12 protein-coding genes are annotated in these 14,909 nt (G+C 73.4%); 3 read left to right on the forward strand and 9 right to left on the reverse strand.

The genetic code is table 11. From position 1 onward, the window contains the following. Nucleotides 1-104: 104 nt before the first annotated feature. Nucleotides 105-2,069 carry an endo-1,4-beta-xylanase gene (locus AB0I91_RS35025; protein WP_499640770.1) on the reverse strand — a complete coding sequence of 655 codons (1,965 nt, stop codon included), beginning with the start codon at nt 2,067-2,069 and terminating at the stop codon, nt 105-107. A 353-nt stretch (nt 2,070-2,422) separates the two neighbouring features. On the opposite strand from AB0I91_RS35025, the gene AB0I91_RS35030 reads away from it, so the two are divergent. Continuing rightward, the gene (locus tag AB0I91_RS35030; RefSeq protein ID WP_499640772.1) at nt 2,423-3,064 is read left to right on the forward strand and encodes a dienelactone hydrolase family protein; all 642 of its coding nucleotides are present in this window, start codon (nt 2,423-2,425) and stop codon (nt 3,062-3,064) included. A 234-nt stretch (nt 3,065-3,298) separates the two neighbouring features. Here AB0I91_RS35030 and AB0I91_RS35035 read toward each other — a convergent pair whose 3' ends face one another. The 3 genes from AB0I91_RS35035 to AB0I91_RS35045 all read right to left on the reverse strand — a co-directional run bounded on the left by AB0I91_RS35035 (nt 3,299) and on the right by AB0I91_RS35045 (nt 6,479). Beyond that, nucleotides 3,299-3,538 (reverse strand): DUF2795 domain-containing protein, encoded by a 240-nt coding sequence (locus AB0I91_RS35035; RefSeq protein ID WP_498779574.1) that lies wholly within the window; start codon nt 3,536-3,538, stop codon nt 3,299-3,301. A 99-nt stretch (nt 3,539-3,637) separates the two neighbouring features. Further along, nucleotides 3,638-4,039: a four-helix bundle copper-binding protein gene (locus tag AB0I91_RS35040; protein ID WP_498779575.1), complete on the reverse strand. Its 402-nt coding sequence runs from the start codon at nt 4,037-4,039 to the stop codon at nt 3,638-3,640. Nucleotides 4,040-4,121: 82 nt separating this feature from the next. After that, a complete protein-coding gene (locus tag AB0I91_RS35045) occupies nt 4,122-6,479 on the reverse strand; it encodes a SpoIIE family protein phosphatase (RefSeq protein ID WP_499612398.1) in 2,358 nt (785 codons plus the stop codon). A 544-nt stretch (nt 6,480-7,023) separates the two neighbouring features. On the opposite strand from AB0I91_RS35045, the gene AB0I91_RS35050 reads away from it, so the two are divergent. Further along, nucleotides 7,024-7,887 (forward strand): SDR family NAD(P)-dependent oxidoreductase, encoded by an 864-nt coding sequence (locus tag AB0I91_RS35050; RefSeq protein WP_498779578.1) that lies wholly within the window; start codon nt 7,024-7,026, stop codon nt 7,885-7,887. Nucleotides 7,888-8,043: 156 nt separating this feature from the next. On the opposite strand, the gene AB0I91_RS35055 is transcribed toward AB0I91_RS35050, so the two are convergent. The 3 genes from AB0I91_RS35055 to AB0I91_RS35065 form a co-directional block, all read right to left on the reverse strand. Beyond that, nucleotides 8,044-8,301, reverse strand: a complete 258-nt coding sequence (locus tag AB0I91_RS35055; RefSeq protein ID WP_498779579.1) for an acyl carrier protein — start codon at nt 8,299-8,301, stop codon at nt 8,044-8,046. Beyond that, nucleotides 8,298-9,767, reverse strand: coding sequence for a condensation domain-containing protein (locus tag AB0I91_RS35060; protein ID WP_499640774.1), 1,470 nt, complete (start codon nt 9,765-9,767; stop codon nt 8,298-8,300). Before AB0I91_RS35060 ends, AB0I91_RS35055 begins: the two co-directional genes overlap by 4 nt. A 66-nt stretch (nt 9,768-9,833) precedes the next feature. Continuing rightward, nucleotides 9,834-10,886 (reverse strand): flavin-containing monooxygenase, encoded by a 1,053-nt coding sequence (locus tag AB0I91_RS35065; protein ID WP_499640821.1) that lies wholly within the window; start codon nt 10,884-10,886, stop codon nt 9,834-9,836. A gap of 61 nt (nt 10,887-10,947) precedes the next feature. Here AB0I91_RS35065 and AB0I91_RS35070 point away from each other — a divergent pair, with 61 nt between their 5' ends. Next, entirely contained in the window at nt 10,948-11,247 is a 300-nt protein-coding gene (locus AB0I91_RS35070) for an ArsR/SmtB family transcription factor (RefSeq protein WP_499640776.1), read from the forward strand. Nucleotides 11,248-11,256: 9 nt separating this feature from the next. Here the strand turns inward: AB0I91_RS35070 and AB0I91_RS35075 are convergent, their stop codons facing one another. Beyond that, on the reverse strand, nt 11,257-13,044 hold the full coding sequence (locus AB0I91_RS35075) for an ATP-binding cassette domain-containing protein (protein ID WP_499612393.1): 1,788 nt from the start codon (nt 13,042-13,044) through the stop codon (nt 11,257-11,259). Beyond that, nucleotides 13,041-14,906: an ABC transporter ATP-binding protein gene (locus AB0I91_RS35080; protein ID WP_499640777.1), complete on the reverse strand. Its 1,866-nt coding sequence runs from the start codon at nt 14,904-14,906 to the stop codon at nt 13,041-13,043. Before AB0I91_RS35080 ends, AB0I91_RS35075 begins: the two co-directional genes overlap by 4 nt. Nucleotides 14,907-14,909 lie beyond the last annotated feature (3 nt).

The following is a 14,909-nucleotide window of genomic DNA, read 5'->3' on the forward strand; positions in this document are numbered from 1 at the left end:
TCGAGAGCCATCCAACGGCAGAGGACTGATTGCCACACCCCACCAACCCGGGCGTCCGGAACATCGTGTCCCGGACGATCAAGAGCTTATGGAGGACTGACGCCTCAGCTCTGGCAGGGCGCCCCGTTCAGCGTGAACGCGGTCGGCTTCCCGTTGGCGCCGGTCCAGCTGCCGAGGAACCCGAACGACACCGAGCCGCCCGGCGCGATCATGCTGTTCCACCCGGCGTGGCGCACGCTCACCGCCGCGCCGGTCTGGGTGTGGGCGCCGCCCCACAGCTGCGTGATCCGCTGACCGTCGGGGAAGGACCACTCCAGCGTCCACGCGGTGATCGCGGTGGCGCCCCGGTTGGTGATCCGGACCTCGCCCTGGAAACCGCCCTGCCACTGGCTACCGATCGTGTAAGCGACCGCGCACGTCGCCGGCGGCACCGTAGTGGTGGTAGTGGTCGTTGTTGTGGTGGTGGTGGTGGTCGTGGTCGTGGTCGTGCTGGTGGGTCCGCCGATCTTGCTCGGGTCCACCACGCCCCAGTACGCGTCCTTGGCCTGCAACCGCGTGTCGAACAGCAACGGGTGGTCCTTGCGGGTCACCGGGAAGCTGTCCAGCCACGTGTTGTCGTCCGCCAGGCCCCACACCGTCACCGAGCTGATGTGCTGCGAGTACTTCTTGTAGAGCTCGAAGAAGTCCCGGTACCGGTAGGCCTGCGTGAGCAGCACCTCGGCGGGCGGCGTGGGGTAGGACTGGCTGTTGTCGGTGTAGATCGAGACGTCCATCTCGGTGATCTGCTGGTCGATGCCGAGCGGCACGAACTTGGCCAGCATCGCCTCGGTCTCCGCCAACGACGGCCACTGCACGTTGACGTGCATCTGGTGGCCCACCGCGTCGATCGGCACGCCCTCCGCGCGCAGCTTCACGATCAGGTCGTGCAGCTTGTCGCGCTTCGACGGGACGTTGGTGTTGTAGTCGTTGATCACCAGCCGGGCGTTCGGCGCGACCTCGCGGGCCACCCGGAACGCCGTGCGCAGGTAGTCCAACCCGGTGATCTCGAACCACTTGCTGCGGCGCAGGCCGTCGGCCTGGTTCTCGTCGATGACCTCGTTGACCACGTCCCACACCGGGATGTCCGCGCCGAAGTGGCCGACGACGCCGCGGATGTGGGCCTCCAGCCGGGACAGCAGCAGCGCCTTGTTCTCCGGGGTGGCGGTCATGTCGTTGCCCGCCGCGTCCTTGAACACCCACGCCGGGGTCTGCTGGTGCCACACCAGCGTGTGGCCGCGCACGGCCGCGCCGTTGGCCTTCGCCCAGGCGACGAGGGCCTCCGCGTCGGCGAAGCGGAAGGTGCCCTCGGTGGGCTCGGTGGCGTCCCACTTCAACGTGTTGCCGGGCGTGATCGAGTCGAAGTGCTTGGCGAGCAGCTGCCCGTGGTTGTTGAGCAGCTCCGCGTTCCCCACGGCGGCGCCCACGGCGAAGTGGTCGGCCAGCACGTCCTTCACCGACGGGATGTCGGTCTGGATCGGCGGCAGCGGCGTGTAGGAGAGGGAGAAGTCGTCGATGTGCAGGGACGCCGTGGCGCTGCCCAGCTCGACGTACGTGCCGAGGAAGTCGACGTCGGCGGCCAAGGTGTAGCTGCCGCGCAGGTTGACCCAGCCGTCCGCGGTGACCGCGGTGTCGCCCACGACCTGGTCGTAGCTCGGGGTGCCGGCGGTGCGCCGTTCGACGGACAGGCGGGCCTGCGTCGCCGCCTCACCCGCGGCCAGGCGCACCCAGACCGAGAGGTCGTAGCGGATGCCCTTCTGCACCTTCTCCAGCAGGTTCAGCGTCGGACCCTGCCAGCTCTGGGCACGTCCGGTGACCGCGAGGCTGTGCGTGCCGCCGTGGGCCACCGCGGTGCTCGGCGCGACCACCTCGCTCGCCCGGCCCGTCCAACCTTGCGCCGTGCCGTCGTCGAACGTGCTGGAGACGACGACCACGGGTTCGTCGGCGGCTGCTCGGGGGCTCGCGTGCGCCGCCAACGTGACCAGGCCGGCCAGGACCGAGGTCGCGAGCACACCGGCGAGAACTCTCCTCATCGAGAATCCCTCTTCCGTCGGACGCGTTCTGGGAGCGCTCCCAGAACATCTCGCCCGGACTATAGGCAGGCCCGCCGACCCCCGCCCAGCCGCCGTTCAGCCCAAACGCCTTGGTCGGCTCGGAACCTGCGCCGGCACATCGCGCAGCCGCCGGCCCACGGCCCCAGGTCGGTGCTCGACCAGTCCCGGCACCGCTCGAACCGGCCCGGTCGGGGCGCGAACGCGGTGGAGTGCCGCACGTCCTCGGGACGTCATCGCCCGACCGACCACGTCGGCCGCGACCGGTTTCGACCGGTCGCCGGTGGCAAACCAGGGATCGACCGCGCACCGGCCGCCAAGGGGTGGAGGAAGTCGTGTTCATCGACGAGGACGTGCCGATCCCGCTGGACGGGGTCCGCCTGGACGCCCGGCTCTCGATGCCGACCCGCCGCAGCGGCGTGGTGGTGTTCGCGCACGACGGCGGTCCGCACCCCCGAGGCGACCTGCACGTGGCCCGCACGCTCCAGCGGGAGCACCTGGCCACCGTGCTGGTCGACCTGCGCCCGGCCGGTGACCGGCCCGCGGACGTGCCCGTGCTCGCCGGCCGCCTGGCCGCGGTCGTGGACTGGCTCGCCGACCAGCCGGCGACCAGCGGCCACCCGATCGGGTTGTTCGGTGCGGGCGGCGGGGCGGCGGTCGCGCTCCTCGCCGCGGCGGAACGACCGGTCGCCGTGCGCGCCGTGGTCTGCCGGGACGGGCGGGTGGACCTGGCCGGGGACGCGCTGACCCGGGTCCTGGCGCCGACCCTGCTGATCGTCGGCGAGCAGGACGAGGACGGTGCGGCGCTCAACCGGGAGGCCGTGCGGCGGTTGCGCTCCACCGGGCGGCTGGAGGTCGTGCCGGGCGCGGATCACCCGGCCGAGGAGCCCGGTGCGCTGGACCAGGTGACCAGGCTGACCGCGCGGTGGTTCCACCGGCACGTCGGCACCGCACCGGCGATGCCACCGGCCCCCTGAACCGCGCGGGTCGAGGGCACAGCGGGCCTCGGCGAGGCCTCGACCAGCTCGATGCGCGTCCGGCGGCCGGGCACGAGCGCCGCTTCCTCCACCGCCGCGGGCAGCGCGGCGGCCGGCCGGTCCCGCTCCGGCGTGGCGATCACCGCAGTCAACGTCGCCGCCGCAGTGGCGGTGTCCAGGCAGCCGCGCCGCTCGATCGCCTTGGCCAGCCCGCCGCGCTCGACCACGGCGGGATCACCCCTTCGGCCGCCGCGCCACGCTCGGGTCCGCCGGCGTGGCGTCGTCCTCGAACCGGACGGAGCCCACCACCTCGGTCAGGTTGGCGTAGTCCGCCGGCGGGATCGCGCGCAGCGCGCGCGCCGTGATCTCGTCGCCCCGCTCCCGCGCCGCCAGGACCAGCTCGTCCTTGGTCGCCGGGAAGTCGATCTCCTTCAGGCAGTCCCGCAGCCGTTCGCGAGTGGTGTACGCGGTCATCGCCACCTCCGTGCGTTCCTCGTCCTCGGGCGGTACCCCCGCTCGACCCCCGGAAACGTCGGGCCGGACGTGCCCTCTCCCGATGCGGTCGTGGTCGGCTCAGCCCATGGTGGCGAGCAGCTCGCGGCACGCCCGTTCGCACGCCCGGCACGCCTCGGCGCACAGGCGGCAGTGCTCGTGCACGTTCGCGTGCGCGCCGCACTCGTCGCCGCACGACTTGCAAGCCATCACGCACGCCTCCAGCAGCGACCGGCTGATGTTCGCGTCGTAGCCGGTGTGCCGGGACAGCACGCGCGCGGTCGTGCCGCAGATGTCCGCGCAGTCCAGGTTCGTGCGCACGCACTTCGTCAGCTCCGCCACCGAGCTCTCGCTCAGGCAGGCGTCGGCGCACGCCGTGCACGCCTCCGCGCACTCGATCAGCGCGTCGATCGTCCTCGCCAGCCTGCGCCGGTCGAGGTTGATCTCCGCCGGGTAGGTCTCCAGCATCGTCGTGGTGCTCACTCGGACCACTCCTCGTCGTCGGTCCCCGTGCTCACCAGGACGTGTACCCGGTCGGGCCGCCGGCAACCGGCCGCGGCCCGGGTCAGGCGGTGATCGTGGCCGCCACGATGCACGTGTCGTCCAGCGGGGTGGCGGGCACCAGGCGCGAGGTCAGCGCCTCGGGCATCTCCGCCGGGTCCAGCTCCGCCACGAACCCCCGGATCTCCTCCATCAGGCGCTCCAGGTCGTCACCGCGGGCGCCGGCGGACGGCCGACGCTCGATCAGGCCGTCGGTGAACATCAGCACCGTGTCGCCGGGCGCCAGGAGCGTCCGCGCCGTCGCGTACACCGCTCCCCGCACCGCGCCCAGGATCGGGCCCATGGGCCGGTCGAGCCGCTGCACGTCGTCCTCCCGCAGCAACAGCGGCGCGGGGTGGCCCGCCTGCGCCCACGACAGCCGGCGCGTGGTCGGCTCGAACCGGCCCACGACCGCCGACGCCAGCGTCACGCCACCGCCGCCGGTCAGCATCCGGTTGAGCACGTCCAGGACGCCGGCCGGGTCCGGGTTGGTGAGCGCGGCCCCGGTCAACGCGTACCGCAGCTTCGCCATCGCCGCCGCGGTCGCCAGGCCGTGGCCGGCCACGTCGCCGATCGCGAGCAGCGTGCTGCCGTCGTCGATCGGGAACGCGTGGTACCAGTCGCCGCCGACCTCGGCCCACTGCTCGGCCGCCAGGTAGCGCACGACCACCCGCATCCCCGGCAGCTCCAGCGGCCGGCTCGGCAACGGCAGCACGGCCGAGCGCAGGTGGTTCGCCACCTGGTGCTCCTGCGCGAACTGCTCGCTGAGGTCGAACACCCGCTTCTCCGCCCGCCGCATCGCGGTCACGTCCTGCAGCACCACGTCCAACCGGACCGGCCTGCCCTGGACGTCCAGCACCGGCTCGCCGATGAACCGCCCGCACCGGATCTGGTCGCCGGCGCGCAGGCGCAGCTCCGAGTCGGCGCCCTCGCCGCGCTCCAGCATCCGCCGCACGGCGTTCTGCAGGATCGGCAGGTCCTCGGCGACCACGGACGCCCGGATCTCGTCCAGCGACATCGGGCCGAGCGCCGGGTCGCGGTCGAAGATGACGTAGAGCTGGTCGGACCAGTCGATCTCGTTGGTCACCAGGTTCCACTCGCCCCAGCCGATGTTGCCCAGGCGCTGCACGCTGCGCAGCCGCTCCAGCTGCAACGGGTCCTCGTGCTCGTGCCAGGCCAGGATCAGGCCGTCGCCGAACTTGCCGATGGTCAACGTGTACCGGCCGTGCTGCGGCAGGCCGGGCGTGTTCTCCTCGTAGTCGAAGATGCTGACCACCTCCCTGACCCCGGTGCGCAGCACCCGGAAGTACGCCGCCCACAGCTCGGTGCCCGCGACCGTCGGGTAGCTGGTGAGGATGCTGCGCCCGACGAGCTGCCGGTACCGGCGGCCGGAGAAGTCGACCGCGTCCGGGCTGGCGGCCTCGAACCGGAAGTCGACCACCTCGCCGTTCTCGTCGTGCACCGCGCCGAGCAGCGCCACCGAGCCCGGCAGCACGTCGAGCAGGTGCTGGACCCACAGCGTCCAGCGGCGGCCCCGCGCCGCGCCGTCGGGACCCTGGAGCGCCAGGAGCGTGGAACCGGCGGCGCCGATCATGACTTCCAGCTCCCACTGCTCCTCGGACGTGAAGTCGTGCTCGTCGGTCCACAGCAGCCCGAACACGCCGACGATGCGGGTCTGGTCCCGGAACGGCAGCCACGCCCGCGACCGCCACACCGTCTCCGGGTCGCCGATCAGGGTGTGCCGCCGGCGGGCGTCCTCCAGGTCGGGCAGCCACTGCGGCAGGCCGCTGCGCACCGACGCGAGGACGCCCGTGCTCAGGCGCAACGGCACCCGTTCCCACTCCAGCCGCACGGTGGCCGGCACGTTCGCGGCGGCCTCCAGCCGCGGCCCGCCGTCGGGTTCGAGCAGGTAGACCAGCACGCCGTCGCAGCCGACGTGCTCGCGGACGAGCTCGGCCAGCTCCTCCGGGTCGGCCGCGGTGCCGATCGCGGCGAGCGCGACCGGCTGCGGCGTGCGTTCGCCCAACGGCGCCGGCGAGGGTTCCGGGATCTCGATCTGCCGCGGGTAGCGCGCGGCGTCGTACAGGCCGTCCCCGGCCGGCGGCGGCAGACCGGGCGCGGGCGGTGGCGGCGGCACGCCGAGCACGCCGGCCGCGATGGCGGCCACTTCGCTGCCCGTCGCCTGCGCCAGCCGCACCATGTCCTCGAACGCCTCGTCGGGACGGCACGACAGCCGTTCGGCCAGGACGCCCTTGGCCTGCTCGACCACGGCCTGCCTGCGCGCAGCGGACCTCAGCCGGTCGATCTCGTCACGCTGCCGGGCGACGAGGTCGGCCAGCGCAGAACCGGTCGGATCCCGCTGCACCGCCATCGCGTCCAGCATCGCCCGCCCACCCCCGCAAGGCCAGCCGAACCGACGCGGAACCACCGTCCGCCACGCCCGGGACCACCGCCCGCCGCGCCCGGGACCGACCACCGGCCGCCACGCCAGGACCGCCGACCGCGACGCCCGGGACCGACCGCGGCCTGGCCACTCGAACGGGTGAGGCGGAGGACACTCCGGATCGGGAACAGCCGACCGCGCCCCGCGCGTTGTACGGACTGGTCGGTGCGGTCCGTGTCCCCCGGGCCTCACTCATCGCCTTCGCGGAACACCGTTCGGCTGGAGCCGCGTCGAGCCACTCGCCGAGAGGCGACCGCCGCGCCGACCCTCGAACCAGCCTCCGGCCGCTGCTCTCCCCCAGCACGGCCGGAGGCTGCCCCAACCGGCCCGTCGCTCGCGGATCCCGCCGGGCCGGCCGGTTTCCGTTCGCGCCACTCCGCCCGCCGGCGCCCTGTGGCGCACGTCACGCCGCCGCGCTGTCACAGGAACGGGGTCACCGGTGCCTTGTGCGCGTCAGCACAAGGCAACAGAACGGAACGACATCGTGAGCAAGATCTGGTTCGTCACCGGTTCGTCGCGCGGCCTGGGCCGCAACTTCGCGGAGGCCGCCCTGTCGCGCGGCGACAAGGTGGTCGCGACCGCCCGCAACGCCGCGACCCTCGACGACCTCGTCGCCACCTACGGCGACGCGGTCCTCCCCCTGGAGATGGACGTGACCGACAAGGCCGCCGTCTTCGAGGGCGTGAAGCGGGCGAACGAGCACTTCGGCCGCCTCGACGTCATCGTGAACAACGCGGGCTACGCCCAGGTCGGCGCGATCGAGGAGCTGACCGAGCGGGAACTGCGCGACCAGTTGGAGACCAACCTGTTCGGCGCGGTGTGGGTCGTCCAGGCCGCGCTGCCCTACCTGCGGGAGCAGGGCTCGGGGCACATCGTCCAGCTGTCCTCGGCGGCCGGGCTCGTCGCGATGCCGCTCGGCGGCGCGTACCACATGTCCAAGTGGGCGGTCGAGGGCTTCAACGAGGCCCTCGCCCAGGAGGTCGCCGAGTTCGGCATCAAGGTGACCGTGATCGAGCCCGGCGGCTTCGCCACCAGGAACGGCAAGAACCCCGACCCCTTGGACAACGGGCACATGGCCGAGACCAGCCCGGTCTACGACGGCCTGCGCCGGCGGCTCGCCGGGCTCGTGGCGAAGCAACCCGCCGGCGACCCGGCCGCCGCCGCCCAGGCGTTGCTCAAGATCGTCGACCTCGACCAGCCACCCCTGCGGGTGCTCTTCGGCCAGGGCTTCTACCCGCTGATCCAGCAGGCCTACGCGGCCCGGCTGAAGATGTGGGAGGACTGGCAGGACCTGTCGGCCGAGGCGCACGGCCACCGCGCCGTCGAGGCGCCCTCGGCGGGAGCCTGACCGACCCCGCCCGACGCCGGTGGGTCATCCGTGACGGCGGTCCGGGGGCTGACGAGCACCCGGGGCCGCACGTCGTGGGACGGGGTCACGTACTGGGACCGCACGCCGACTGGGCCGGCCACCCGTCCGTCCACTTCGGACGGGCCTGCCGCATCGCTACCGGCCTGCCTCCGCCGACCGCTGCGCGAGCTTCGCCTCCACCGTGGCCACCAGGTCCGGGATCGTGTGCCACTGGCTCACCTCGTGCTCGCTGATCCGGACACCCACCTCCTCGCCGACGGCCTCGATCAGCTCGACCACGGTCAGCGAGTCGATGTCCAGGTCGGCCAGGGTCGCCTCGGGGGTCATGTCCTCCGGGCGGATCTTGAACTGCCCCACCAGGATGGTCCCCACGATCGCCTGGGCGGAACTCATGCCGTCTCTCCCTCTGTCCTCAACGGGTAGTCACCGGTCTTCGCCACGCTCTGGAGCACCTCGCGCACCCGGTCGAGGTAGCCGGCGACGCTCGCGTCGGCCGTCGCCGTGGCCGGGTAGCGGGCGGTCAGCCACAACCCCTCGTCGGTGCGGTGGGCCCAGAGGTTCACCTTGCTGCCGCTGGTGCTCATCCGGATCAGGGGCCGGGCGTCCCACTCCGGCCAGTGCCGGATGCCCGGCACCACCCGCATGTCGGCGAAGGAGACGAACGGGAACACCTCGGGCATCCGGCGCTCGAATTCCCGTTCGAGGCCGAGGAGTTCCGCGATCCTCGCGATCGGCACGCGACTGAGGCGCAGCGCGGTCCTCGCGGACTCGTGCGCGGCGGGCACCACGTCGAGGAAGCCGTCCGCCGCGCCGAGGTCGACCTCGACCGGGCCCACGCCGATGTACCACCCCATCGACCGCAGCCACTCCCGCCTGGTGCGGGTGGTCGCCGGCATCACCGTCCGGTAGACGGGCTCGCCCGTGACCTGGTGGGCGACGACCGCGAGGGCGCAGAGCAGCCCGGCGAGGAACCCGCCGCCCGCGTCGCGGCACGCCTCCTCGACCGCGTCGGCCTCCAGCGCGTCCAGCAGCAGCACGTCCTGCTTCGTGTGCGGCAGCACGTCGCCGTCCGCGACACCGAGGTCGAGCGGGAACCGCAGCAGCCGGTCACCACCGGCCTCGATGAACCGGGCCCACTCCCGGACGGCCGGGTGGTCGGCGTCGACCTCGCGGGCGGCGGCCCGCTCCGCCACGCCGTAGTCCACGTAGCTGCCGACCCCGTGGTGCTCGACCGGGCGCCCGGCGGCCACGGCGGCGTACAGGTCCTGCCACTCCCCGACGGCGGTCATGATGGAGAGCCCGTCGGTGTGCGCGTGGTCCATCCCCACGACGACCGTGGTGGAATCCGCGCGCTCCACGGTCTCCACCACGTAGCTGGGCCAGCTGAACGCGCCCGTCGCGTCGTCGATGCGCTGCTGGAGGCAGGCGCGGAGGTCGTCGTCGCTCGCGAAGTCGCCGACGACCACGTCCTGGACGGACACCGCGGCGGGGTCGACGGTGACGCGCTCCGCCTTGGCCCCCACCACGTGGAACCCGCTGCGCAACGTCTCGTGCCGCTCCACCCACGTGCGCACCGTCTCGCGGAACGCCTCGACGTCCAGCGGCCCGGCCAGCTCGAACCTGAACCCCATCCAGTGCGGGACCCAGGCGCCGCGCTCGGCGAGCGAGGAGACGAACCTCAGGTGCCATTCCTGGTTGTAGGACAGGGGTGTGCCGCGCTCGACCGACCGTGCCGCTTCCCGAAAGGGCGCATCATCCAGCGACCACTCCCTGAGCCGACCAGGACGCACGCGGTACTCAGAGAGCGTCGTCATCAGCATGCCCTTGATCAGCTCCCTTTGGTGGCCGGTGAAGGGCACAGCCTTCACCCTGGGCCCGCGGGCGTCGATCCCTCGTGAGCGTGACGGGCTTGCACTTTCGAGTGATCACGATCGGTGACGTCGACCGCCCCGCAGGCGCCGCACGACGTGCCGGGCATCAGGGCCGACGCCGCGCAAGGTGGCCGAAGCCAAGGTGCGCTGCCATTCCAGGCCCACGTAGCCCAGTCCTCGGTGCTTTGTGGACAGTCCATCACGGTGCAGTGGTCGGCCGTCGGGGTCCAGCGCCCCCATCGCCTCCAGGTATCCCAGGCCGGGCCGGTAGCCGGTGGCCAGCACGATCGCGTCCACCGGCTCGCGGCGGCCGTCGGCCCACGTGACCGTGCCGCCGTCCAGACCGGTGAACACCGGCCTGCGGTCCGGGCGCCCGGCCTCGATCGCGGCCCGGTAGGCGCCGGCGTCCAACACCGGCGTGGAGAACTGCGGAGGCAGCCACCGCCCGATCGGCGCGCGGTCCACCCCCGTCACCCGCCACCACCAGTGCACGTCGCGCCCGAGTGGGCGCTGCGGCACGAACTTCACCGGCTGCCGGCTCGCCACCGTGACCCGTGCGCAGGACGCCAGCTCGACCGCGATCTGCACCGCGGAGTTCCCCGCGCCGACCACCACGACCCGCTTGCCCTCGAACGGCGCCGGATCGCGGTACTCCGCCGCGTGCACGACCGGCCCGGTGAACCGGTCCAACCCCGGCAGCGCCGGCCGGTGGGGCGTGCCGAAGCCGCCGGTCGCCGCGAGCACCCGGGCCGCGCCGAGCCGCCGACCGTCCGCGAGCAGCACCTCGAACCCGCCGTCACCCGCCACGACCTTCGCCACCCGGCACCCCGTGCGGACGTCGACCTGGAGCCACTCCGCGTACCGGGCGAGGTAGTCGACCACCTCGTCCCGGTGCGGGTACCGCTCCGGGTCACCGCCGAACGCCAACCCCGGCAACGAGCTGAACCGCACCGGCGAGAACAGCGTCAGGCTGTCGTAGTAGCCGGCCCACGACCCCACCGGCCGCTCCCCCGCCTCCAGGATTACCGGCCGACAGCCCGCCGCCTTCACCGCCCACGCGGCCGCCAACCCGGACTGGCCACCGCCGATCACGACCCACTCATCCATCGACATACACCGATAGTATCGGAGATTCGCGAAATGACGATACGTCTGCGATCCTGGAGCCGTGGCCGATCTGGGCGAGACCTCACGCCTCTTCCTCAAAGCCCTGGCCAGCGAGACCAGGCAGCAGCTCATGCTGGCGTTCACGGGCAACACCGAGCTCACCGTCGGCGAGGTCGCCGCACGGGCGGGCATCGCCCACTCCACCGCCTCCGAGCAGCTCTCCCTGCTGCGCCAAGGCGGTCTGCTCACCGCCCGCCGCGACGGCAAGACCGTCCACTACCGCGCGAACCCGGCCGGCATCGCCACCGCGCTCGCCGAGCTCCAGGCGTACCTGGCGACCTGCTGCCCACCCCCGGACTGAGCCGGCGCGTCAGCTGTACGCCTTCGCTTGGAGCGCGAACAGCTCCGCGTAGAGGCCACCCCGGGCGGTGAGCGCGGCGTGGTCGCCGGTCTCCACCACCCGGCCGCCGCCGACGACGACGATCAGGTCGGCCATGCGCACCGTGGAGAAGCGGTGGGACACGAAGACGGTGATCCCGCCGGTGCGGGCGGCGACCCGTCTCGCGTGGTCGGCGTACCGCTGGAACAGGACGTGCTCGGCCTCCGGGTCCAACGCGGACGTCGGCTCGTCCAGCACGAGGAGCAGCGGGGCCTCCCGCATCATGGCCCGGCCCAGCGCCAGCTTCTGCCACTGGCCGCCGGACAGCTCGGCGCCGTCGGCGTAGCTCTTGCCCAGCCGGGTGCGCAGGCCGTCGGGCAGGTCGTCCAGCACGCCGGTGGCGTCGGCGCGCTCCAGGGCCGCGCGGACGGCCGGTTCCGACGACACCCGGGGCAGGTCGCCGAGGCCGACCACCTGCTGGGCCGCGAACTCGTAGCGGACGAAGTCCTGGAAGCCGGCCGCGATCCGCGTGCGCCACTCGTCGACCGGCACGGCGCGCAGGTCGACGCCGTCGACCAGGATCCGCCCCTCGGTCGGCCGGTAGAACCCGCAGAGCAACTTGACCAGGGTCGACTTGCCCGCGCCGTTCTCGCCGACGATCGCGACGGTGGCGCCGGCGGGCAGGTGGAGGTCGACGTCGCGCAGCACGGGGACGTCGGCGCCCGGGTAGGCGAAGGCCACCCCGGCGAGGTCGATGCCGTCGTGCAGCCGCCGCGGCGGCGGGGAGTGGCGGGGCGGAGCGGGGTCGGCGGCGGTCACCGACGCGGCGACCTCCGTGAGCCGGCGGTACGCCCCCGCCATCCTCTGCAAGTCCTGCAGGAGGGTGACCGCCGTGGCGACCTGCTGGTTGACCTGGGCGGCGAGCACGATCACCAGCACGACGTCGCCGACGCCGCGCCGGCCGGCTATCGCGTCGCGCACCACGAGCAGCACGCCCGCGACGTATGCGAGCGCGAAGACGACCTGCCCCGCCGCGCGGGCCCACGTCGCGGTCAGGTGCGCGCGCCACAGCCCTCGCGTCGCCTGCTCCCACAGCCGGCCGTGCCGGGCACGCAGCTCGTCCCGCACCCCGGACACCCTCAGCTCGCCGGCCAGGCGGGCGGACGTGGCCAGGTGGAACAGGTTGAGCGCGGTCCGGGTCGGCTCCGCGGTCGCCGTCCGGGCGCGGTCGAGCACCCGCTCGGCCAGGCGACCGGCGAGCAGGGGCGGCACGGCGGCCGCGGGCAGCAGCAACAGCAGCGGGTTCTGCACGGCGAGCAGGACGGCGGTGAGCACCACGGCGAGGACGAGGCCGACACCGTTGAGCAGCGCTTCGAGACCGGTCCGGAACTGCCTGCCCTCCTGCCGCAGCACGGTCCACGTGTCGGCGTGCTCGGCCCGCTCGTGGTGCTCGATGCCGGCGGAGGCGTTCGCCACCTCGATCACGCGCTCGTCGAAGTCCAGCTCCGCCAGCTCGGACAGCTCGTAGTAGGCCAGGTGGGCGAAGTGCGCGAAGGCCAGCGCCGTCACCGCCAGCACCGCCACCGCCACGCCCGCGAGCACCGCGGACCCGACCTCGCCCGCGACGACCTCGCGGGTCATCCACCCGAGCGCGGCGGCCAGCAGCGGAGCGGCGACGGCGCCGGCCGTCATCAGGACCACCGCCAGCGCCGTCTTGCGCGGGTTCAGCCGCCACGCCGTGGCGATCATGGTCCACGCGCCGGTCAGGAGGACCTTCACCCGGCCACTCCCTCGACCACGGCGCCCGCCGCGCCGACGAACCGGTCGGCCTGCAACCGGAACAGCTCCGCGTAGCGCCCGTCGAGGGCCAGCAGCTCCGCGTGGCCGCCCTGCTCGGCGACCCGGCCGTCCTCCAGGACGACGATGTGGTCGGCGTGCCGCACGGTGGAGAACCGGTGGGAGATCAGCAGGGTGGTCGCGCCGGCGGCCAGGCCGGCGAACTCCTCGAAGAAGCCGGCCTCCGCGCGCACGTCCAGGCTCGCCGTCGGTTCGTCGAGCACGACGACCCGCGCGCCGTGGCGCAGCGCGAACAACGCCCGCGCCAGCGCGACGCGCTGCCACTGGCCGCCGGAGAGCTCCGTTCCGCCGGTGAGGTGCCGCGCCAGCGGCGTGTCCAGCCCGAGGGGCAGGCGGTCCACGGCTTTGCCGAGGCCGACCGCGTCGAGCACTTCGCGGATCGCGTCGCGGTCGTGCAGGGAGCCGACCGCGCCCAGCCCGACGTTGTCGGCGACGGACGACTCGTACCGCACGAAGTCCTGGAAGATCACGCTGAGCCGCGCGCGCCACTCGTCGACCGGGAAGGCTCGGAGGTCGACGCCGTCGAGCGTGATCGTGCCCGAGGTCGGCTCGTAGAGCCTGGCGAGCAGCTTGACCAGGGTGGTCTTGCCGGCGCCGTTCACGCCGACGATGGCCGTGCACCGGCCGACCGGGATCGTCAGGTTCAGCCCGTCGAAGATCGCGCGCCGCTGCCCGGGGTAGCGGAAGCAGACCCGCTCGAACCGGATGGCGCCGACCGGCTCGGGCACCGCGGGCCGCCGCACGGCCGCGGGCTCCTCCTCGTGCGCGTCGACGTGCTCGGCGAACCGCCGCACCGCGTCGTAGGCCCTCATGCCGATCGCGGTCGGCAGGTCCGCCTCCGGGTAGTGCTCGGCCAGCCGCAGCAGGCCGAGGGTCGCGGTCGCGACGAGGACGAACCCGGTGAGCGTCAGCTCGTGCGCCGTCGCGCCGACCACCGCGAAGACCACGCCGGTGACCGCGAGGGCGGCGACCGAGAACCGGACGAACGGCCACAGGTAGATGCGGCGGCGTTCGGCCCAGAGGGGTTCGAGGAAGCGGTAGTGGGTGTCGCGCAGGCGTTGCCGCAACCAGCCGGCCAGGCCGAAGACCCTGATCTCCTTGGCCGCGGCGGCGCCGCCGGCCAGCTCCCGCAGGTAGTCGATCTCCCGCTGGTCGGCGGCGAGCAGGGACCGGGTCCTGGCGTACCGGCGCAGCCCGCCGCGCTGGCCGTGGCGGAACAGCAGCACGGTGACGACCAGCGCCGCCGCGGCCGGCCACGAGAACACCGCCCCCACCGCGACCGCGCAGCCGACGAGCTCGGTGTAGCGCGCGATCAGCGCGAGCAGTCCGGTGGCCGCCCGACCGGGGCTCTGCACGCCGAACTCCACCTCCCGCGCGGCGGTGCGCAGCGCGTCCAGCGCCTCTTGGTCCTCGAGCGGGCCGAGGCCGGGGCTGCGCAGCGACGCGGCCATCAGCTCGTCGAACACCCCGCCGTCGATCCGGCGCGTCACCAGCTCGCCCAGGGCGCGCTCCACCGGCGAGAGCAGCTGCCGGGCGACGAACGCGCCCGCCGCGACGCCGAACACCGCGACCAGCGAGTCCCACGCGGCGGAGTCCGGCCCGCCGGCCACGGCCGCCGGCACGCGTCCGAGCACCACGGCCGTCGCCACGGTGAACACCACCGGGAGGCAGCCCAGCAGCAGGTTCACCCCGACCAGCGCGGCGACCAGCGGGCCGCCCGCGCGGGGGAGCAGGCGGGCGATGTCCCGTCGTGCGGCGAACTGCTCCCGCGCGACGTCCCACATGCC

The organism is Actinosynnema sp. NPDC049800 (assembly GCF_040656635.1).
GTDB lineage: Bacteria > Actinomycetota > Actinomycetes > Mycobacteriales > Pseudonocardiaceae > Actinosynnema.